Origin of the sequence: Arthrobacter sp. StoSoilB20 (assembly GCF_019977295.1) — a bacterium.
In the GTDB taxonomy this organism is placed as follows: Bacteria; Actinomycetota; Actinomycetes; order Actinomycetales; family Micrococcaceae; genus Arthrobacter; species Arthrobacter nicotinovorans_A.
In genome coordinates, this window is the sequence record NZ_AP024651.1 from 2,468,634 (window position 1) to 2,487,556 (window position 18,923).

Below are 18,923 nucleotides of genomic sequence, written 5' to 3' on the forward strand. Positions count from 1 at the left end.
AGACACATGACATCTCACACCCTCAACGAACTCATCGCTGAAGGTGTCCGCGGGCGGTACATTCTGGTCAGAAGTGACCTGAATGTGCCGCTCGACGGCTCTAAGGTGACCGATGACGGCCGCATCAAGGCCTCGCTCCCGGTCCTCAAGAAGCTCTCGGACGCCGGTGCCCGCGTGCTCGTAACCGCCCACCTGGGACGCCCCAAGGGCGCACCCGAAGAGAAGTACTCCCTGAAGCCTGCTGCAGACCGTCTCACGGAACTTGCGGACTTCCGGGTGCAACTCGCAGCAGACACGGTTGGTGACTCCGCCAAGGAGCTCGCAGCCGGACTCCAGGACGGTGACGTCCTCGTCCTCGAGAACGTCCGCTTCGATGCCCGCGAAACCAGCAAGGACGACGCCGAGCGCGGCGCCTTCGCTGATGAGCTGGTTGCACTCACGGGCAGTAACGGCGCTTACGTGGACGACGCCTTCGGCGCGGTCCACCGCAAACACGCCAGCGTCTATGACGTAGCCACCCGTTTGCCGTCGTACCTCGGCGACCTCGTGCACACCGAAGTCGAAGTTCTTCGGAAGCTCACCACGGATACACAGCGTCCATACGTCGTGGTTCTGGGCGGTTCCAAGGTCTCGGACAAGCTGGCAGTGATCGAGAACCTGCTGGGCAAAGCGGACACCATCCTCGTCGGCGGCGGCATGCTCTTCACATTCCTTGCCGCAGCAGGCCACAAGGTTGCCGGAAGCCTCCTGGAGGAAGACCAGATCCCCGTGGTCCAGGACTACCTCCAGCGGGCCTCAGCAGCGGGAACGTCGTTCGTGATCCCCACCGACGTCGTAGTGGCGAGCCGCTTTGCCGCTGACGCCGAACACGAGGTCGTCAAGGCCGACGCCATAGAGGACAGCGCTTTCGGCGCTTCCGGCATTGGCCTGGACATCGGACCCGAGTCTGCTTCCGCATTCGCAGCCCACATCGAGGGGGCAAAGACCGTCTTCTGGAACGGCCCCATGGGTGTCTTCGAATTCGAAGCCTTCTCCAGCGGTACGCGGGCAATTGCCCAGGCGCTGACCGATACCGTGGCGTTCACCGTCGTAGGCGGGGGCGATTCAGCCGCGGCTGTCCGGACCCTGGGTTTCGAAGACTCACAGTTCGGACACATCTCCACCGGCGGTGGCGCAAGCCTGGAATACCTTGAAGGCAAGGAACTTCCGGGACTGAGCGTCCTCGACCGCTAAGTACCAGACGGCCGGCAGGACGCTTTGCGTCCTGCCGGCCGTTCCATATTTCGACGCATTCTTTGGAGTTCATGTGACTACCTCTGCCAATGGCAAATTTGTCCGTAAGCCCTTCATCGCCGGCAACTGGAAGATGAACATGGACCATGTCCAGGGCATCACCCTGCTGCAGAAGCTTGCCTGGACGCTCTCCGACGCCAAGCACGACTACAACCGTGCCGAAGTCGCTGTCTTCCCGCCCTTTACGGACCTCCGAGGCGTTCAGACGCTGGTACAGGGCGACGACCTCGATGTCGTATACGGTGGCCAGGACCTCTCGCAGTTTGACTCCGGAGCCTACACCGGTGACATCTCAGGCCAGTTCCTCAGCAAGTTGGGTTGCGCCTACGTCCTGGTGGGCCACAGTGAGCGCCGCACCATCCACAACGAGTCCGACGAAGTACTGAACGCCAAGGTCAAAGCTGCGTTCCGCCACGGCGTAACCCCCGTCCTCTGTGTTGGCGAAGGGTTCGAGGTCCGCCAGGCAGGAACGCATGTGGAGCACACCCTCGCCCAGTTGCGCGCGGGCGTGGAGGGACTCACCGCCGAGCAGGCCGCAGACCTCGTCGTTGCCTACGAGCCCGTCTGGGCCATCGGTACCGGCGAAGTAGCCGGACCGGAAGATGCACAGGAAATGTGTGCGGCCATCCGTGCTGAGCTTGCCGAATTCTTCGACGAGATCGTCGCGGAGAAGACCCGCCTTCTCTATGGAGGTTCCGTCAAGGCAAACAACGCAGCGGCCATCATGGCCGAAAAAGATGTTGACGGATTGCTTGTGGGTGGCGCAAGCCTGGACCCCGCTGAGTTTGCTAACATTGTCAGGTTCGAGAGCCACCTCGTCACGGACTAGTCCGGCTCCCGTTTTCCGCTTCTTCGAAAGGCCGTCGTGGACGTTCTTCAAGTCATTCTGCAGATCCTGCTGGGAATCACCAGCCTTCTGCTGACGCTGCTCATCCTCCTGCACAAAGGACGTGGGGGCGGTTTGTCCGACATGTTCGGTGGCGGAATGAGCTCCGGATTGAGTTCGTCCGGCGTAGCCGAGCGCAACCTGAACCGCTTCACCATCATTCTCGGTATCACGTGGGGCGTTGTCATCATCGGCCTTGGCCTGATCATGCGCTTCACCTCGGGCGGCGACTCCTAGTCGCCAACCGGCACCAGCCGGCCGAGAACAAAGGGAGCGGTTCCAGAACGGAACCGCTCCCTTTGTTGTGTGCCGGCCATTTCTACTGCCTTTGCAGGGACTCCCGCATTAGACTGGCCTTGTTGGCCGTAAGGCCTGCGGGCCGTGACGGCCGACCACCGAGTCGCTAGGGGTTCGATATGGTTCATGGCACGCCAGGATACCGGGGTACCCGCGTAGGTGTAGCCCAAGGCTCACCACCGAGAAATCACAGCGACCACGGCGGGGGCGGGGCGCAATTGCCCCGTATGCGCGTCCACTATTGGTGCGCAAAAGGACACGAAACACAGCTTGTTTTCCTGAAGCTCCCGGATGACCAAATCCCAAGGACCTGGGATTGCCCCAAATGTGGTCTTCCTTCTTCGCGTGATCCCGGTCATCCGGCCGCGGCCGCGCCGGTGGATGACCTCTATAAATCCCATCTGGATTACGTTAAAGAAAGACGCTCCAGCCAGGAAGCCGAAGTTGTCCTGGCCGGAGCGTTGGAGCGCCTACGCTCCCGCGGGGTCCTTCCGGACCAATTGCTGGGGGACCCGTGATGCTGCGTTTTCGTCGATAAGCCACAAGGTCCTCGAACGACCAACAGGACCTGCAGCCGGAACCTGGACGGGATTGGCTCCGGCCAACGCCAAACCGACAGCGCCGGCCTTGTCCTCACCGGCAACAACCATCCAGATTTCCTGGGCAGTGTTAATGGCGGGCAGCGTCAGGGAAATACGCGACGACGGCGGCTTGGGCGAGTTTTCCACCCCCACCACCGTGCGCTTCTTCTCACGGATGCCGGCCTGTTCGGGAAACAGCGACGCGACGTGCGCGTCCGGACCCACTCCAAGAAGCAGGACATCGAAGCGCGGCAGGACGCCAGGCTTTTCAGAACGGTCATCTGACATGTCAGCCGCATGCTCGGCCTCGGCTGCCGCCTTCAGCTCCTCGGCATAGGCTGAGGCCGCTTCGTCAGCAGTTGCGAAGTGATCGGTCGAACCCGGCTCGTGGATACGCGCAGGATCCACCGCAAGGTGTGTCAGGAGAGCCTGGTGTGCCTGACGGGTATTCCTGTCCTCGCTGTCCGCTGCAACGAAACGTTCGTCCCCCCACCAGAAGTTAACCTTTGACCAGTCGACTGCCGGCGCTGCGGCCGAATCGGCCACCGCTTTCAGCGTTCCAATGCCGACTGTACCGCCGGTCAGGACAACCGTCGCCTCACCGTGTTTGTCCTGGACGTCCACGAGCTTGGTAATAAGGCGGGCCGCGATGGCGGCCATCAACACCTTGGAGTCGGGATGGATGCTAACTCTTGGCTCAGCGTGCACTGGTCTGGACTCTCCTCTGGCTGGTAAGTGGCAGTCCCATCGTAATCACTTCTCCGAAGACTTCGTCCGGGTCGAGTCGGCGAAGCTCTTCAGCAAGGCAATCCTTCAGGCTTCGCCGCGGGAGGGTGATACGCTGCGCCGGCTGCCCGGGCTGCGTCAACTCCGCCACCGACAGGCCGGGACGGAAGAGTTGGACGTCACCGCTGGCGCGGGTGAGCCGGACTCGACGGATGCCGGTGCCTGCAGGGTCCGCCACGATCGTCACGGGAGCCTCCAGCGCCAGGCTGAGCCAGGCGGCCAGCAGCAGCGTGCTGGGGGAGTCGGAGGCACCCTCGACGGCAACCGCGGAGACGGGGTCACTGTCCACCTGGTCGAAGACAGCGGCGAGTTGCATGCGCCAGTTGGTCAGGCGGGTCCACGCGAGGTCGGTGTCGCCTGCCTTGTACGTTGCCCGGATGTTCTCCAGAGCCAGGCGGGGGTCAGGTTCGTTGGCCGAATCGGTGATGCGTCGGTGGGCGATCCGGCCAATGGAGGTCTCGCAGGCGCTTTCCGGTGCTCCGTGCGGCCACCACGCCACGATCGGGGCGTCCGGCAGCAACAGGGCTGCCACCAGCGATTCGCTCTCGTGGGCCATGTGCCCGTGACCCCGGAGGACGATGACCTCGGACGCGCCGGCGTCGCCGCCAACACGGATCTGGGCATCCAGACGATCCGGTCCCTCAACGCCGGCGTCAGCGAGGACGATGATCCGGCAGGGGTGTTCCCGGCTGGCTTCGTTGGCCGCCTCGATGGCCTCTTCTTCCTGCCCGGACTTGGTCACCACCACCAGCGTCAGCACACGGCCCAAGGCGATCACGCCGCCTTGCTCGCGCAGGGACATGATCTTCTTGGAGATCTTTGAAGTAGTGGTATCGGGAAGATCTACAATCATGGCCTTCTCCAGGTTCGTCCGTCGCGGGCCAGCAGGGCATCGGCCGAAGCCGGACCCCAACTGCCGGGCGCGTAGGGTTGCGGTTGTTCATCAAGTCCGGCCCAGTATTCCTCGAACGGGTCAAGGATCTTCCATGACAACTCGACTTCCTGGTGGCGCGGGAACAGCGGCGGTTCGCCCAGGAGCACGTCCAGGATGAGGCGTTCGTAGGCTTCGGGGCTGGATTCGGTAAAGGAGTGTCCGTAGCCGAAGTCCATGGTGACATCGCGGACTTCCATCTGCGTCCCCGGAACCTTTGAACCCAAACGGATCGTGGCACCCTCGTCGGGCTGGACACGGATCACCACGGCATTCTGGCCGAAGTCGTCCTCGCCATGGTCACGGAACAATAGATTCGGTGCCCGTTTGAACACCACCGCGATTTCAGTCACGCGGCGGCCCAACCGCTTACCGGCGCGCAGGTAGAACGGCACACCATTCCAGCGGCGGGTATTGATATCCACCCGGATCGCAGCAAACGTCTCAGTCTTCGAATCAGCAGGAATGCCGTCCTCGTCCAAATACCCGAGGACTTCCTCACCGCCCTGCCACCCACCGGTGAACTGGCCACGGGCTGAATGCGTGGACAAATCATCAGGCAGCTTGACCGCAGCGAGGACCTTTTCCTTCTCCGCCCGCAAATCATCGGCATTGAACGAGATCGGTTCTTCCATGGCCGTCAACGCCAGCAACTGCAGCAAGTGGTTCTGCAGGACGTCACGGGCAGCACCCACGCCGTCGTAATAGCCTGCACGCCCGCCCGTCCCGATGTCCTCGGCCATGGTGATCTGGACATGGTCTACGTAATTGGCGTTCCAGAGCGGCTCGAACAACTGGTTCGCGAAACGCAGCGCCAGGATGTTCTGCACCGTCTCCTTGCCCAGGTAGTGATCGATCCTGAACACCGCATCAGCCGGGAACACCGATTCGACGATGTCGTTCAGCTGACGGGCAGACTCCAGGTCGTGACCGAACGGCTTCTCGATCACCACACGACGCCATTGCCCCGGCTTCGCCTGTGCCAGGCCGTGCTTGGAGAGCTGGCGGCAGACCTGCTCGAACGCCTTCGGCGGGATCGACAAATAGAAGCCATGATTCCCACGGGTACCACGGGTCTCATCCAGCTCATCGAGGACATCGCCGAGACGCTCGAAAGCATCGTCGTCGTCGAACTCGCCCTGAACAAAACGGATACCCGAAGCCAACTGCTCCCACACCGCTTCATCGAACTTCGTCCTGGCGTGAGCCTTAACGTTTTCCTTCACCTCAGCGGCGAATTCAGCGTTGTCCCAGTCGCGGCGACCGAAGCCAACCAAGGCAAAGCTCGGCGGCAAAAGACCACGATTGGCGAGGTCATAGACCGCCGGCATGAGCTTCTTACGGGCAAGGTCGCCAGTGACTCCGAAGAACACCAACGACGACGGCCCGGCAATGCGGTTCAGGCGCCGGTCCCGCGGATCCCGCAAAGGATTCCGCAGACCGGCGTTTTTCCTGCCGTTTTCAGTTTCTGGCATGTTTGGTTCTGTGCCTTAGCTTTCGAGTGCGCTGGCCTGGCCGGCCAACGCAGCGACGACTTCCTGGAGTTGGCTTACGCCGGCAGCACGCTCTGTGAGGTGCAGGCGCAAAACCGGGCGGCCATGGCCTTCCAGCACCTGGGCATCGCCCGAGGCCTGGGCGGCAATAAGCTGGCCAAAGGTGAACGGCCGGTCCGGAATTTCCAGATCGGTGGAGGACGCTGCAGTAACCTGCAGGAAAACGCCGATTGCAGGTCCGCCCTTGTGGAACTGCCCGGTGGAGTGGAGGAACCGCGGACCCCAACCGAAAGTCACCGGACGCCCACTGATGGCTGCGAGTTCATCCCGGATACCTTCCAGGGGCGCGTGGGAAATACGGTCAAGGTACGCCTGGACGCTCAAGTATCCGTCGGTGCCAAGCTGGCCCAGGAGGGCCTGAACAGCCTCCGACACAGTGGAAGCCGAACCAAGCCAGCTGCCACCGCGGACTTCCACTGCACCATCGGTGAATGCCGCAGGAGTGGGCTCGGGGCGGGCATCCAGCAAGCCACGGGCGGCCACCTTGGCGGCTTCGACGTCAGGCTGGTCAAAGGGGTTGATCCCCAGCAGGCGCCCGGCCACCGCCGTCGCAAACTCCCAGGTGAACATCTGCGAAGCCAGGCCGCCGGCAATTGCGACCTCGTTTCCACGAAGCTCGACGTCGGCCTCCGCACCAACCAGCCGGACCACCAGTACGTCGGGGGCACCGTTCAGGGCTTCCGGAGAATCCGGTCCGGCCACGACTGGAAGGACGCCGGTACCCAGCTTGCCGGTGGATTCGGCAATGAGCTGCTCGGCCCAATCGGCAAAACCAACAATGCCGGAACCGTCTTCAGCGATGACGATTTTGTTGCGCAAGGGACTGGTGCCGCCCAAGGCAATGCCCAGGGCCAGTCCGATGTTGTCGGTGGAGTCCTCATTGAGGATCTCTGCAGCTTCCTCCGCCTCATCCAGGAATGCCTGGATGTCCACACCGGCCAGGCCACAAGGGACCAACCCAAATGCAGTAAGTGCCGAGAAGCGTCCGCCGACGTTGGGGTCGGCATTGAACACCGCACGGTAGCCCGCTTCACGCGAGGCCTTGTCCAAGGGCGAACCCGGATCCGTGACGATGATGATCCGGCTCTTGGCATCGATGCCGGCGTCGTTGAATGCCTTTTCGAAAACCCGCCGCTGGGAGTCGGTTTCCACGGTGGAGCCGGACTTGGACGACACCACGATTGCCGTTTCGGCCAACCGCTCCTCAAGGGCAGCACTGACCTGTTCGGGGTCCGTGCTGTCCAGCACAGTCAGCTCGACGCCGGCGGTGCCGGCGATGACCTCGGGAGCCAAGGAAGACCCACCCATGCCACAGAGGACAATACGTGTCACTCCTTCGGCGCGGAGGGCATCGCGGAGTTCCAGGATGTCGCCAACCAAGGCCTGGGACACTGTGGCAGCCTCTACCCAGCCAAGACGGATAGCGGATTCGGATTCTGCATCCGGACCCCACAGGGTGTGGTCCTTGGCGAAAATCCTCGTCGCGATCCGGTCTTCGACCAGGCTGTCAATGTGTTGGGCGATGGCCTGCTGCGCGGCACCGCTGGCGTCGTAGCTGATTGTGCTCATGAGGTGTTAGGAAGCCTTCCGTGCGGTGGCGAGGGCGCCTTCGACGTCGGCCAGGAGTTCCTTCCAGGAGCCCACGAACTTCTCGAGGCCTTCGGTCTCCAGGAGGGTGACGACGTCGTTGTAGGAGACGCCGAGGGCTTCGAGGGCGTTGAGGGTCTCATTCGCTTCGTCGTAGGTGCCGGTGATGGTGTCACCGGTGACTACGCCGTGGTCGAACGTGGCATCCAGCGTCTTCTCCGGCATGGTGTTGACCACTCCTGCTGCGACGAGCTCGGTCACGTACAGCGTGTCCGGGTAGGCCGGGTCCTTCACGCCGGTAGAGGCCCACAGCGGACGCTGGGGGAGCGCACCGGCCTCAGCCAGGACGGCCCAGCGCTCGGTGGAGAAGAGCTCCTCGTAGACCTGGTAGGCCAGGCGGGCGTTGGCAACGCCGGCCTTGCCCTTGAGTGCCTTGGCTTCCTCGGTACCGATGGCGTCGAGGCGCTTGTCGATCTCGGAGTCAACGCGTGAGACAAAGAACGAGGCCACGGAGTGGATCTTGGAGAGGTCGTGGCCGTTTTCCTTGGCCTGCTCAAGGCCGGTCTGGAAAGCGTTGATGACCGCGCGGTAGCGCTCCAGGGAGAAGATCAGGGTCACGTTGACGCTGATGCCCTCGGCCAGGGTAGCCGTGATGGCTTCCAGGCCTTCCAATGTTGCCGGGATCTTGATGTGGACGTTGTCCTTGTTGACCTTCGCGTAGAGGTTCTTGGCCTCGGCGATGGTGCCCTCGGTGTCCCAGGCAAGGCGGGGATCGACCTCGATGGAGACGCGGCCGTCAACACCGTTGGTTGCAGCGGCGATCGGTGCGAAGAGATCGCAGGCGTCGGCCACGTCCGTGGTGGTGATTTCGAAGATGGTCTCTTCGACGCTGGCACCGGATGCGGCCTTGGCTGCGATGGTGGCGTCGTAGTCGGTACCGGCGGTGATCGCGGCGTGGAAGATGGACGGGTTGGTTGTTACACCAACCACGTTCTTCTCATCGATGAGCTTCTGCAGCGTGCCCGTTTCGAGGCGGGTGCGTGAGAGGTCATCGAGCCAGATCGAAACGCCGGCGTCGGAAAGCTGCTGTGTGGGAGTTGTAGACATGTGATTTCTCCTGTTGTGAGGTATCAGGCTGTTACGCGTTGGCGTCTGCGAGCGAGTCCTTGGCGGCAGCGGCGACGGCTTCGGCGGTGATGCCGAATTCGTTGAAAAGCCGCTTGTAGTCAGCGGAGGCGCCGAAGTGTTCCAGGGAGATGGAGCGGCCGGCGTCACCGACGAATTCACGCCAGCCCAGGGCCAGGCCGGCTTCAACCGAGACACGTGCCTTCACCGATGCCGGGAGCACGGACTCGCGGTAAGCCTCGTCCTGCTTGTTGAACCACTCAACACACGGCATGGAGACCACACGCGCAGCGATGCCTTCAGCCTGCAATGCTTCGCGGGCCTGCACGGCGAGCTGGACTTCGGAGCCGGTGCCGATCAGGATGACCTGCGCGTCAACGGTTTCGCCATCCTTGGATGCCTCGGCCAGCACATAGCCGCCCTTGGCAACACCTGCGGTTGAACCGAACGTGTCGCCGCTTGCTTCGCCTTCACCGCGGGCGTAAGTGGGGATGTTCTGACGTGTCAGGACAATGCCGGCCGGGTTCTCGTGGTTCTCCAGCATGGCCTTCCATGCGGCGGAGACTTCGTTCGCATCGCCGGGACGGACAACGTCCAGGCCGGGAATGGCGCGCAGCGACGCGAGCTGCTCCACGGGCTGGTGGGTGGGGCCGTCTTCGCCCAGACCGATGGAGTCGTGCGTCCAGACATACAGGGACGGGACACCCATCAGTGCGCCGAGGCGGATGGCCGGGCGCTGGTAGTCGCTGAAGATCAGGAACGTGCCGGAGAATGCGCGGGTGCGGCCGTGAAGGGAGATGCCGTTCACGATCGAGGCCGCAGCGTGCTCACGGATACCGAAGTGCAGTACGCGGCCGTAGGGGTTGCCCTTCCAGGCGTCCGTGGAACGGGACGTCGGAATGAACGACGGCGAGCCTTCAATGGTGGTGTTGTTGGACTCGGCGAGGTCGGCCGAACCGCCCCAGAGTTCAGGAAGGACCGGGCCGATGGCGTTCAGGACCTTGCCCGAAGCGGCGCGGGTGGAAACATCCTTGCCGGCTTCGAACACCGGAAGCGCGGCGTCGATGCCCACGGGCAGCTTCTTGGCTTCCACACGTTCCAGCAAGGCAGCAGCGTCAGGGTTGGCGGACTGCCATGCCTCAAAGCTCTTCTGCCATGCAGTGCGGGACTCCGCACCGCGGTCCAGGACCTTGCGGGCGTGCGCCAGGACTTCTTCGTCAACGTCGAAGGACTTGGCCGGATCGAAGCCGAGGACGCTCTTCAGTGCAGCGACTTCTTCGGCACCCAAAGCGGAGCCGTGGATCTTGCCCGTGTTCTGCTTCTTAGGTGCCGGGTAGCCAATGATGGTGCGCAGCGAGATGATGGACGGCTTGTTCGTCTCTGCCTTTGCTGCCTGCAGTGCGGAGTACAGTTCCTGGACGTCTTCGACGTAGTCGCCGGTCTTGGTCCAGTCAACGCGCTGGGTGTGCCAGCCGTACGCTTCGTAACGCTTGAGGACGTCCTCGGTGAAAGCGATGTCGGTGTCGTCTTCGATGGAGATGTGGTTCTCGTCGTAGATCACTACGAGGTTGCCCAGTTCCTGGTGGCCCGCGAGCGAGGACGCCTCGGAAGTGACACCTTCCTGGAGGTCGCCGTCGGAGGCGATAACCCAGATGGTGTGGTCGAACGGCGATTCGCCGGCGGGAGCATCGGCGTCGAACAGGCCACGCTGGCGACGCTGCGAGTAAGCGAAACCTACGGCAGATGCCAGGCCCTGGCCCAGCGGGCCGGTGGTGATTTCGACACCGGCGGTGTGCTTGTACTCGGGGTGGCCGGGGGTCAGCGAACCCCACGTGCGCAGCGCCTCAAGATCCTTCAGTTCCAGCCCGTAGCCGGAGAGGAACAACTGGATGTAAAGGGTCAGCGAGGTGTGGCCGGGGGACAGTACGAAACGGTCGCGGCCCAACCAATCCGGGTTCTTGGGATCGTGGCGCATCAGCTTCTGGAACAGCAGGTACGCTGCCGGAGCCAAGCTCATCGCCGTACCGGGGTGGCCGTTGCCGACCTTCTCCACGGCGTCAGCGGCCAACACGCGAACGGTGTCAACTGCCTTCTTGTCCAGATCGGTCCATGACAGTTCTTGCTCTTCCAAATGTGGCACGAAAACCGAGCCCCTCTCTGTGCTGACGGCAGGTGTAAGGACACGGCACGCAGGAAGCACAGGATGGCGCCCGCTGCAATGTGTCTACCAGCCGTTCACCATTGAAACGTTGATCTCTCATCCAGACGCACGGATATCCGAGAATACGGTTTCCCGGATCGTCAACGTGTGCTGATCTGCTCAACAGCTTAGCCCTAAACGTGTCATGGAACTCAGGGAATCCCACTAACTGGACAGAAATTCCCTTATATGAATCACGATGGCCCGGAAGGTGGGTGAAGTTTCGGAAACATTGACGACTTTTGGGGACATTGGTCCACTTCCGGCCACGGTATGATATTTGGAGGCCACCAGCGGATCATGCGCCCGTGTCAGCTTCGAGGACCGGGACGGCAGCCGCTGCGAGAACCCCAGAGCATAGAACAGAGTGACTGCCGCCGTGAGCACAACTGATACGCCCCTTAACGCGTCCCCGGCCCGGGGAAGCATCGGAATTTCCCGTAAGTTCAAGGCGTATCTGGCACTCACCAAACCCAGGGTCATCGAACTCCTCCTGGTCAGCACTTTGCCCACCATGATCTTCGCGCAGCGGGGTTTCCCTTCCATCGGCCTGATCCTTGCCACCCTTGTAGGTGGAGCGTTTGCGGCCGGCAGTGCCGGCGTCTTCAACTGCTATATCGACCGTGACATCGACAAGCTGATGCACCGGACCGAGAAGCGGCCCCTTGTCACCGGTGAGGTGACCCCGCGTGAAGCGTTGGTCTTTGCCTGGATTCTCGGGGCAGCCTCGATTGCCATCTTGTGGTTCGGCGCCAATCCGCTGTCCGCCTGGCTTGGACTTGGTGCCATCGTCTTCTACGTGGTGATTTACACCATGATCCTGAAGCGCCGCACAGCCCAGAACATCGTGTGGGGTGGCGCAGCCGGTTGCTTCCCTGTCCTGATCGCCTGGGCTGCAGTGACCAACACTGTGGAGTGGCCCGCAATCGTGCTCTTCATGGTCATCTTCCTCTGGACGCCTCCCCATTACTGGCCGCTGTCCATGCGGTACGGCGAGGACTACCGCAATGCCAACGTGCCGATGCTCGGCGCCATTGCCGGCGCCAAGGTGGTCTCTGTCCAGGTTGTGCTCTACGCCTGGGCCATGGTTGCGTGCTCCCTGTTGATGGTGCCCGTTGGCGGCGCCGGCTGGGTCTACACGATCGTGGCCGTTGCTGCGGGCGCTTGGTTCCTGTACGAGAGCCACGCGTTGTACAAGCGTGCACAGGGCGGCGACGTCTCCAACAAGGGCGCCATGAAGGTCTTTCATGGCTCCATCAGCTACCTGACGTTGCTCTTCATCGCCCTGGCGGTAGACCCGTTCATCGGCTCAGCGATCGTCGGCGGCTAGGTTCCGCAGACTTTTGTGACAAGAAAGTTCGACGCCGGTACCCGCCACTTGCTTTAGTGGCCGGTGCCGGCGTCGCCGTTTCCGGCCACAAGCTCAACGGTCTCTCACATCCCACGGGCTTGAGCCCAACGGTCTCTCACATCCCACGGGCTTGAGCCCCACGGTCTCTCACATCCCACCGGCTTGAGCCCCACGGTCTCTCACATATCAAAAGATGCCACCAAGCGAGCCAGCGGGGGTGGTGCCTTGCCGGAAGGCAGCCCAGACACCAGGAGGGGCGCGTACCGGATCTTATTGCCGCTGCGCCCACCGAAAAACCTCCGCAGTTGAGCCTCAATGGGCCGGCCCCGCAACGAGGGTTGTCGCCGGAGAAGTTCGAACGAGCCAAGCTCACCTTCACTGGCGATCACGTTGAGCACCTCATCGACGCCCAGGCAACGAATAAGTTCATCCTCCAAATCAGCCTCACAGACCTGGAACCCCAGGTCGTTCAAGGAAGCGGCCCCGAAACCGGCCCTGCTGAAGGCTCGGGTGATGCCCCGGGATTCTCCGGAATCGCAGAGACCCAGCAGTCGATGGTTTTCCCCTTGCGGTCCGTAGCGGTCGAGGAAGTGGACAATGTTCGTGGCCCCACCCATTGGGACGATGCTGACGTGTTGCTTTTGCAGGTCATGACCAAGGCGGTGGGCCAACGCGTTCACGGCCAGACGGTCGCTCTCGCCTTCCACGAACACTGTCGTCATCTGCACATGACCAGTATGGCTGATGAGGATGTCTGGCCTCGGGTCGCTGATGGCCAGCACCTAGAGGCCCCAACGCAGCACCTAGTTTGGGGCTGTTCGGCACCTAATTCTTGCCGGAACGCCACCTAGTTTGAGCAAAAGCCGTCTAGGTGGTGACGTGCGCAACCTAGTGTTCGTGGTGGAACAGAGCAGTTCCATGGCGCACAAGCATTGGGGACACAAGTGAAAGCATTCCTGCGTACAGCCGGCATTCTGACGGTTGCTTCGGCTTCGGTCTTAACCGGAGTCACCGCCGCGCAAGCCGCACCGGCTTGCTCCACGGCCCGCGTATGTCTCTACGACAACTACTGGTTCACCGGAACTCAGCGAACCTATAACTGGGTCGCATCGTATGTGGGTGACGCGGCAAACGATAAAGCCAGCTCAATAGTCATAGGCCCGCCTGCGAACATTCAATCGCCCTACGTGTATCTGTATCGGGATCTTAACTACTCAGGGCATTCGGTCATCTTCCGGGGTGGCAACGCCGTCAACGACCTTCGGGGCGTGTCAATGTATGCCGGCGTGAACTGGGATGACGAAATCTCCAGCATCTGGGGTTAGCCGTGCGATCTCCCACTTTTCATTCAGTTTCGGCGGTCGCGGCGACACTGGCTGTAGTCGTGCTCGCCGGCGTGGCCTGTTCGGGCCCGCCGGCACCGTCTCCCACCGCAACGACGACGGTCAGCCTGCCTGCAGTGGATCGCGCGGCCGGAGCAGGAGCCAAGGCCGACCTCAAGGAAAGCACCGGCGAAGTTGTCCTTCCCATGAGTGCTTACTGGTACTCAGACCGTGAGAACGTCCTGGTCAATACGGCGGTGGCATTCCTCATTTACGATTGCGTGGAAGATGCCGGGTTCACGGTGGCTCCGTGGGGAGGCGGTGGCAAGGCCCTCCAGGACGGTAGGTATGGACAGTGGTCCCGCCCGTTGGCCGCCAGAAACGGTGCCATGCCGGAGATCCGCGAAATTCCAGGTGTAATGGACGAACAACCCGAGCGCCCCGCACTCAGCGCCGACCATCAGGCGGCGGAAACAAAGTGCAGTAATTCGGTGGGGAGGGCCGGACTACCCGAACTCCTGGACGGCCTGGCTGGTGATGCCTCCTTGCAGAATCAAATCACTCGGAACGCCGTGGCACTGACAGAGCTCGATTCGGAGTACTTGGCTTACCGGAAGAGCTGGGAGGAATGCCTGGCCACCAAAGGCATCAAACTTTCGGAACAGGGTTCGTGGAGCTTGCAATCCAGCGGATCAAGGGAGGATGGGATACGGGTTGCCCTCTTGGATTTGGACTGCAAGGACGCCAGTGGCGGGGCCAGGAAACCCTACGACATCCTTGCTGAATACCAGGCCGCACAGATGATGGATCATCAGGCCGAACTCAACGCCTTGGCAGAAGAGAAGGCGGACGCCGTGGTGCGTGCCAAACAGATTTTGCGGGATCACGGCGTTGCTGATGCAAGACTATGAGTTGCAGCTGATTGGACGCGGACTGCGGCGGGTCCCGCGGTCGTGGCTGATCCTCGTTGCATCACTGGTGGTGCTGGCAGGTTTGGGCGGCGCTTACTGGGCAGGAACATCGACCACAGCAGGGGCGAAGTCCACACCGATCCCTGCATCGGTGGTTCCGGTTTCGGCTGCGGTAGAACGCCGTGTGGTGGCCAAACAGGTTGTTCTTTCGGGGAAAGTCGTTCCAGGAGCCGAGACAAACCTTCAGGCCAGTCCCGCAGCCGGCGTCGACAGACTGGTGGTGACCGACGTGGCAAAAGAGGCCGGGAGCCCCGTGGTTTCCGGTGAATTACTGGCGGTCGTCTCAGGGAGGCCGCTGTTGATACTACCCAGCAGCGTGCCGTTGTATCGGGACATCAATCCAAACGACTCGGGCCCCGATGTCAAGGCACTACAAGGGGTTTTGGCGGGCTTCGGTTATGCGTGCGCCATAACGGGAACCTTTGACCGGGCTACTCAGCAGGCACTGGCATCGTGGTACCAGGCCGCTGGGTTTAGAGCCCCCGTTTCGCTCGCGCAGGAGGAAGCTGGTGATGCGGCATCGAGGAGCCCATTGGATGTCATGTTTCGCTGGCGGGAATTTGTCCAGGTCCCCGGTGATACTGGCACTGTAGCTTCCATCGCCGGACCCGGTTCCATCTTGGCCGAGGACGGGGTCGTGGCCCGGATCAGGATCGCTGACGACTCCTTTGTTGCCCGCGCAGACGTTGTCCAGGCCGAGAGCTTCGTGGCGGGTACGCCCGTAACGGTCAGGGCCGGTTCAACAGTTCTGGACACCACAGTGGTTCATGTCAGCGACTTCCTGCAGGGTGACCAAAGCAAGAATGAGATCCCTGGAAAAGATGTCACCGTAGCGTTGCCGGCGGGGACGCAGGGATTCGCTGCCGGCCAATCAGTCACCATTGCCGCTGGTGGTGCGGCTGCAGATTCCCTCGCCGTTCCCCTCATCGCCATTCGCCAGGACGGTGGGACACCGTATCTCCTGGTTGAAGGGAACAGCGAGCCCCGCCGCGTAGTCGTTAGGGTTACCGCGCAGGTGGATGGGTGGGCGGCGATCGCTGACGTGGACGGCCTGGTTGTTGGGGATCAGGTGAAACTCCAATGAATGCGCTTCTGCCAGCCCGGGAAACGTCCTTGCATGCGAAGCGCGTGCCAATCCTCAGCCTGCGTGGTGTTGACCGCAGTTTCCCCGGCGCGAAGGCGCTGAAGGAAGTGGACCTCGATATCCACGAGGGGGAATTCGTGGCCATTGTGGGCCCATCCGGTTCGGGAAAGTCCACACTGCTCAACGTCCTCGGCCTCCTGGATACACCCTCGGGGGGTTCGTATCGGATCAGGAATCTCAACGTCGCAGATCTCAGCGAGAGGCAGAAGGCGGCTCTACGGGCCGATGTTTTCGGCTTCGTCTTCCAGGAATCGCATATGGTGGGCCGGGATGCCACGGCCCGCAACGCCGTGTTGGGACTGCGTGTGCGGGGAATAGGGATGAAGGTCCAGAAACAACTGGTCATGCCCGCTCTGAAGAAGTTCGGGCTCGCAGACAGGGCAGCAACACCGGCGTCGTTGTTGTCCGGGGGAGAGCGCCAACGTCTGGCTATCGCACGGGCAGTGATCGGAGCACCAAAGGTTGTCCTCGCAGACGAACCCACAGGCAGCCTGGACACCGGGAACGGCCAGATCGTCATTCAGCATCTCCGGGAGCTTAGTGATGCCGGTACCACTGTGGCCTTGGTGACCCACGATCCCGACGTTGCGTCAGCCGCGGACCGCATCATCACCATGCGCGACGGAGCCATCATCATGGACACCGGCCACAACAGGGACAGCATTCCAGCACCAACAACAGACGGCATTCCATCACCCACAACAGAAGGCCCCGAAAGCAAACGTGCCTTCGGTCGGAGCCTGCGCCGTGAGGCAGCAGATGCCGTTGCCGACGCGTTCTCCGGGTTGACCGTCCGCCCAGCCAAAGCCCTACTTCTGATCATGGCGTTTCTCCTTGGCAGCGGAGGGTTGGTTGCGGCCATCGGACTAAGCGAGAGTGCCTCAGTCAAGGTGTCCACGCGGATCGATGCAGCCGCTAGCGACGAAGTCAGGGTGACGCGTTCGGCCGGTTATCCATCGTGGGAAACCGTCAACAGCGACCTCAATGCATCCAGAAGGCTCTCCGGAGTGCATGACGTCGGTGTCATCGCCGAACTCTCATCGTCAGTGGTACAGCCATCCACCTTTCGGCCCGCGTCGTTTCCTGAACAACCGGCTTTCAACGGCGCAGTCCGGATCATCGACTCTGCTTACCTTCGGCTCCAAGGCGCAACCCTGTCCTACGGTGATGCTGCCCTGCTCGACCAATCGTTCGGTGGTCCCGTCGCAATCCTGGGTCAGAACGCTGCCAAGGAACTGGGAGTCGCAAAGCCAGGTCCCGGCGTCGTGGTGTGGCTGTATGGCCAGCCAGTCCCGGTGGTGGGCGTTATTGGGGACCCCGGCCGTGACCCGCTTCTGCCGTCAGGAATCATGGTGGGGATCGGGTCCTACCATTTGACCGGCAATGTGGCGGCAAGCCTGGTCCTTCGGACTGATCCAGGGATGCCGGCGGCCATTGCCGAGGCGCTCCCAAAAGCGCTCAACCCGGCTGAACCCGGCGACGTAGAGGTTCAAACAGTGGCCGATCTTCGGGAACTCAAACAGGGGATTAATACGGACCTCGGCAGACTGGTTGCCGTTGTGTCCATCATCCTGCTCGCCATGGCTTGCCTGAGCGCAGGGACAACCATGTATCTGGGGGTGTTGGCGCGATCCAGCGAAATTGCGCTTCGACTCGCCTTGGGTATGCGTCGAAGAGTGCTCGCCCTAATGTTCCTGACCGAAGGCGCCGTGGTGGGAGTACTCGGCGGGGCTGGAGGAGCAGCCGTCGGGATGGGTGCTGTGCTGGCCTACGCATCCAGTGAAGGTTGGGCGGCTGTGGTCCCTTGGTACGCGTCGCTGTGGGGCATAGCGGCGGGGTTGGCCAGTGGCACCTTGTCGGCTGTGTATCCGGCAGTGCTGGCCATGCGTTCCAACCCGGCGCAACTGATCCGGAGTTAGGAGATCTGCTGACGGACCGGGCTGTGCTTGGCGAGGTCGGCGGCATTGGTGGCCGCGCTCATCAGCACTGCGGCACCGAACATATGCGCACCAACCAGCAGCGCCGGGATTCCGTTGTAGTACTGGGTAAAGCCGATGACTGCCTGCAACAGTGTTACGCCCAGCAGAAGGTAGGCCGCCGTTCGGAACGGGCCGCCGATCTTGCCGCGGATCACCAGGAACACAGCGAACAGTGTGCCGGCGGTGATGAGGTAAGCCGGAACGGCGTGGATGTGCGAGAAGAGGTCCCAGTCGAGATCGTTGCGGGGGGCATCAGCGTCGCCGGCATGGGGACCGGCGCCAGTGACTACGACGCCCAGCATCACTGAGAGTGCGGAGAAGACGGCGACAGCCAGCATCACGGGGCGTGCGACGGAGGGCAGGCCCGGGAGGGTCCGGTTCATGAAGCCACCGGTTCGGCCGTAGGCCCGGTTAACAAGCAAGGTGGAGAACACCACCAGAGCCATGGATACCAGGAAGTGCAGGCCCACAACCCACGGGTTGAGCCCGGACAAAACGGTGATGCCGCCGATGATGGCCTGGGCCGGGATGCTCGCCAGGAGGCCCAGGGCCAGAAGAAAGAGGTCGCGCCGCTCTTTACGGAGGTTCCACAAGTACACCAACATGAGCGCTGCGACGGCCGCGAGGGCAAATGTCAGCAGGCGGTTGCCGAATTCGATGAATCCGTGGATGCCCATTTCCGGTGTATTGACCAGCGAGTCGTTGGTGCATCGCGGCCAGGTGGGGCATCCCAACCCTGAAGCGGTCAGGCGCACGGCACCACCGGTCACCACCAGGATTGTCTGCCCGATGAGTGACAGCAAGGCCAGGCGGCGTACTGCCTTGTTGACTTCGGTAGGCAACTTGGACGTGAACCGTTGAATGGTTTTTGGGAGGCGCGATGCCGTGCTCACAGTTTTCTCACTTCTCAGTTCTGC

General features: G+C 62.1%; 17 protein-coding genes. 9 read left to right on the forward strand and 8 right to left on the reverse strand.

All coding sequences use genetic code 11. The features are described from left to right. The first annotated feature begins 6 nt into the window (after positions 1-6). The 4 genes from LDN85_RS11085 (at position 7) to LDN85_RS11100 (ending at position 2,994) form a co-directional block, all read left to right on the forward strand. Positions 7-1,233 (forward strand): phosphoglycerate kinase, encoded by a 1,227-nt coding sequence (locus LDN85_RS11085; protein ID WP_026540623.1) that lies wholly within the window; start codon positions 7-9, stop codon positions 1,231-1,233. A gap of 73 nt (positions 1,234-1,306) precedes the next feature. Then, a complete protein-coding gene (tpiA, locus tag LDN85_RS11090; RefSeq protein WP_223943117.1) occupies positions 1,307-2,122 on the forward strand; it encodes a triose-phosphate isomerase in 816 nt (271 codons plus the stop codon). A 36-nt stretch (positions 2,123-2,158) separates the two neighbouring features. After that, on the forward strand, positions 2,159-2,416 hold the full coding sequence (secG, locus tag LDN85_RS11095; protein WP_017198454.1) for a preprotein translocase subunit SecG: 258 nt from the start codon (positions 2,159-2,161) through the stop codon (positions 2,414-2,416). Positions 2,417-2,595: 179 nt separating this feature from the next. After that, complete coding sequence (locus LDN85_RS11100; RefSeq protein ID WP_091551778.1) at positions 2,596-2,994, forward strand: RNA polymerase-binding protein RbpA; 399 nt, start codon at positions 2,596-2,598, stop codon at positions 2,992-2,994. On the opposite strand, the gene pgl is transcribed toward LDN85_RS11100, so the two are convergent. Genes pgl through tkt form a run of 6 tightly spaced genes read right to left on the reverse strand, consistent with a single transcriptional unit; the run spans position 2,947 to position 11,179 of the window. Beyond that, on the reverse strand, positions 2,947-3,717 hold the full coding sequence (pgl, locus tag LDN85_RS11105; protein WP_263422061.1) for a 6-phosphogluconolactonase: 771 nt from the start codon (positions 3,715-3,717) through the stop codon (positions 2,947-2,949). The genes LDN85_RS11100 and pgl overlap by 48 nt on opposite strands. A 37-nt stretch (positions 3,718-3,754) precedes the next feature. Next, complete coding sequence (locus LDN85_RS11110) at positions 3,755-4,696, reverse strand: glucose-6-phosphate dehydrogenase assembly protein OpcA (RefSeq protein ID WP_026540626.1); 942 nt, start codon at positions 4,694-4,696, stop codon at positions 3,755-3,757. Further along, on the reverse strand, positions 4,693-6,249 hold the full coding sequence (gene zwf, locus LDN85_RS11115; protein WP_026546777.1) for a glucose-6-phosphate dehydrogenase: 1,557 nt from the start codon (positions 6,247-6,249) through the stop codon (positions 4,693-4,695). The genes LDN85_RS11110 and zwf overlap by 4 nt, the downstream gene beginning before the upstream one ends. Positions 6,250-6,264: 15 nt before the next feature. Next, positions 6,265-7,896 carry a glucose-6-phosphate isomerase gene (locus LDN85_RS11120; protein ID WP_026540628.1) on the reverse strand — a complete coding sequence of 544 codons (1,632 nt, stop codon included), beginning with the start codon at positions 7,894-7,896 and terminating at the stop codon, positions 6,265-6,267. A gap of 6 nt (positions 7,897-7,902) precedes the next feature. Further along, positions 7,903-9,021 carry a transaldolase gene (tal, locus tag LDN85_RS11125; protein ID WP_026540629.1) on the reverse strand — a complete coding sequence of 373 codons (1,119 nt, stop codon included), beginning with the start codon at positions 9,019-9,021 and terminating at the stop codon, positions 7,903-7,905. 31 nt (positions 9,022-9,052) lie between these two features. After that, positions 9,053-11,179, reverse strand: a complete 2,127-nt coding sequence (tkt, locus tag LDN85_RS11130) for a transketolase (protein WP_223943119.1) — start codon at positions 11,177-11,179, stop codon at positions 9,053-9,055. Positions 11,180-11,606: 427 nt separating this feature from the next. On the opposite strand from tkt, the gene LDN85_RS11135 reads away from it, so the two are divergent. Beyond that, entirely contained in the window at positions 11,607-12,569 is a 963-nt protein-coding gene (locus LDN85_RS11135) for a heme o synthase (protein WP_026540631.1), read from the forward strand. Between the two features lie 200 nt (positions 12,570-12,769). Here LDN85_RS11135 and LDN85_RS11140 read toward each other — a convergent pair whose 3' ends face one another. Further along, positions 12,770-13,312 (reverse strand): TOPRIM nucleotidyl transferase/hydrolase domain-containing protein, encoded by a 543-nt coding sequence (locus tag LDN85_RS11140; RefSeq protein ID WP_223945460.1) that lies wholly within the window; start codon positions 13,310-13,312, stop codon positions 12,770-12,772. A gap of 222 nt (positions 13,313-13,534) precedes the next feature. Between LDN85_RS11140 and LDN85_RS11145 the strand changes: the two genes are divergently transcribed. The 4 genes from LDN85_RS11145 to LDN85_RS11170 are packed head-to-tail and all read left to right on the forward strand — an operon-like array spanning position 13,535 to position 17,946. After that, positions 13,535-13,915 carry a peptidase inhibitor family I36 protein gene (locus LDN85_RS11145; protein ID WP_026540633.1) on the forward strand — a complete coding sequence of 127 codons (381 nt, stop codon included), beginning with the start codon at positions 13,535-13,537 and terminating at the stop codon, positions 13,913-13,915. Between the two features lie 2 nt (positions 13,916-13,917). Continuing rightward, on the forward strand, positions 13,918-14,823 hold the full coding sequence (locus LDN85_RS21930; protein ID WP_263422062.1) for a hypothetical protein: 906 nt from the start codon (positions 13,918-13,920) through the stop codon (positions 14,821-14,823). Then, entirely contained in the window at positions 14,810-15,967 is a 1,158-nt protein-coding gene (locus LDN85_RS11165; protein WP_223943123.1) for a peptidoglycan-binding protein, read from the forward strand. The genes LDN85_RS21930 and LDN85_RS11165 overlap by 14 nt, the downstream gene beginning before the upstream one ends. After that, complete coding sequence (locus tag LDN85_RS11170; RefSeq protein WP_223943124.1) at positions 15,964-17,946, forward strand: ABC transporter ATP-binding protein/permease; 1,983 nt, start codon at positions 15,964-15,966, stop codon at positions 17,944-17,946. The genes LDN85_RS11165 and LDN85_RS11170 overlap by 4 nt, the downstream gene beginning before the upstream one ends. Here the strand turns inward: LDN85_RS11170 and LDN85_RS11175 are convergent. Next, positions 17,943-18,899 (reverse strand): COX15/CtaA family protein, encoded by a 957-nt coding sequence (locus tag LDN85_RS11175; RefSeq protein ID WP_223943125.1) that lies wholly within the window; start codon positions 18,897-18,899, stop codon positions 17,943-17,945. The genes LDN85_RS11170 and LDN85_RS11175 overlap by 4 nt on opposite strands. Positions 18,900-18,923 lie beyond the last annotated feature (24 nt).

Coding starts and splice junctions, on each gene's coding strand:
- pgl (WP_263422061.1), bottom strand. CDS start 3,717: ATGGCCGCCATCGCGGCCCGCCTTATTACCAAGCTCGTGGACGTCCAG.
- LDN85_RS11100 (WP_091551778.1), top strand. CDS start 2,596: ATGGTTCATGGCACGCCAGGATACCGGGGTACCCGCGTAGGTGTAGCC.
- LDN85_RS11085 (WP_026540623.1), top strand. CDS start 7: ATGACATCTCACACCCTCAACGAACTCATCGCTGAAGGTGTCCGCGGG.
- LDN85_RS11170 (WP_223943124.1), top strand. CDS start 15,964: ATGAATGCGCTTCTGCCAGCCCGGGAAACGTCCTTGCATGCGAAGCGC.
- tal (WP_026540629.1), bottom strand. CDS start 9,021: ATGTCTACAACTCCCACACAGCAGCTTTCCGACGCCGGCGTTTCGATC.
- LDN85_RS11165 (WP_223943123.1), top strand. CDS start 14,810: ATGCAAGACTATGAGTTGCAGCTGATTGGACGCGGACTGCGGCGGGTC.
- LDN85_RS11110 (WP_026540626.1), bottom strand. CDS start 4,696: ATGATTGTAGATCTTCCCGATACCACTACTTCAAAGATCTCCAAGAAG.
- zwf (WP_026546777.1), bottom strand. CDS start 6,249: ATGCCAGAAACTGAAAACGGCAGGAAAAACGCCGGTCTGCGGAATCCT.
- LDN85_RS11140 (WP_223945460.1), bottom strand. CDS start 13,312: ATGACGACAGTGTTCGTGGAAGGCGAGAGCGACCGTCTGGCCGTGAAC.
- LDN85_RS11120 (WP_026540628.1), bottom strand. CDS start 7,896: ATGAGCACAATCAGCTACGACGCCAGCGGTGCCGCGCAGCAGGCCATC.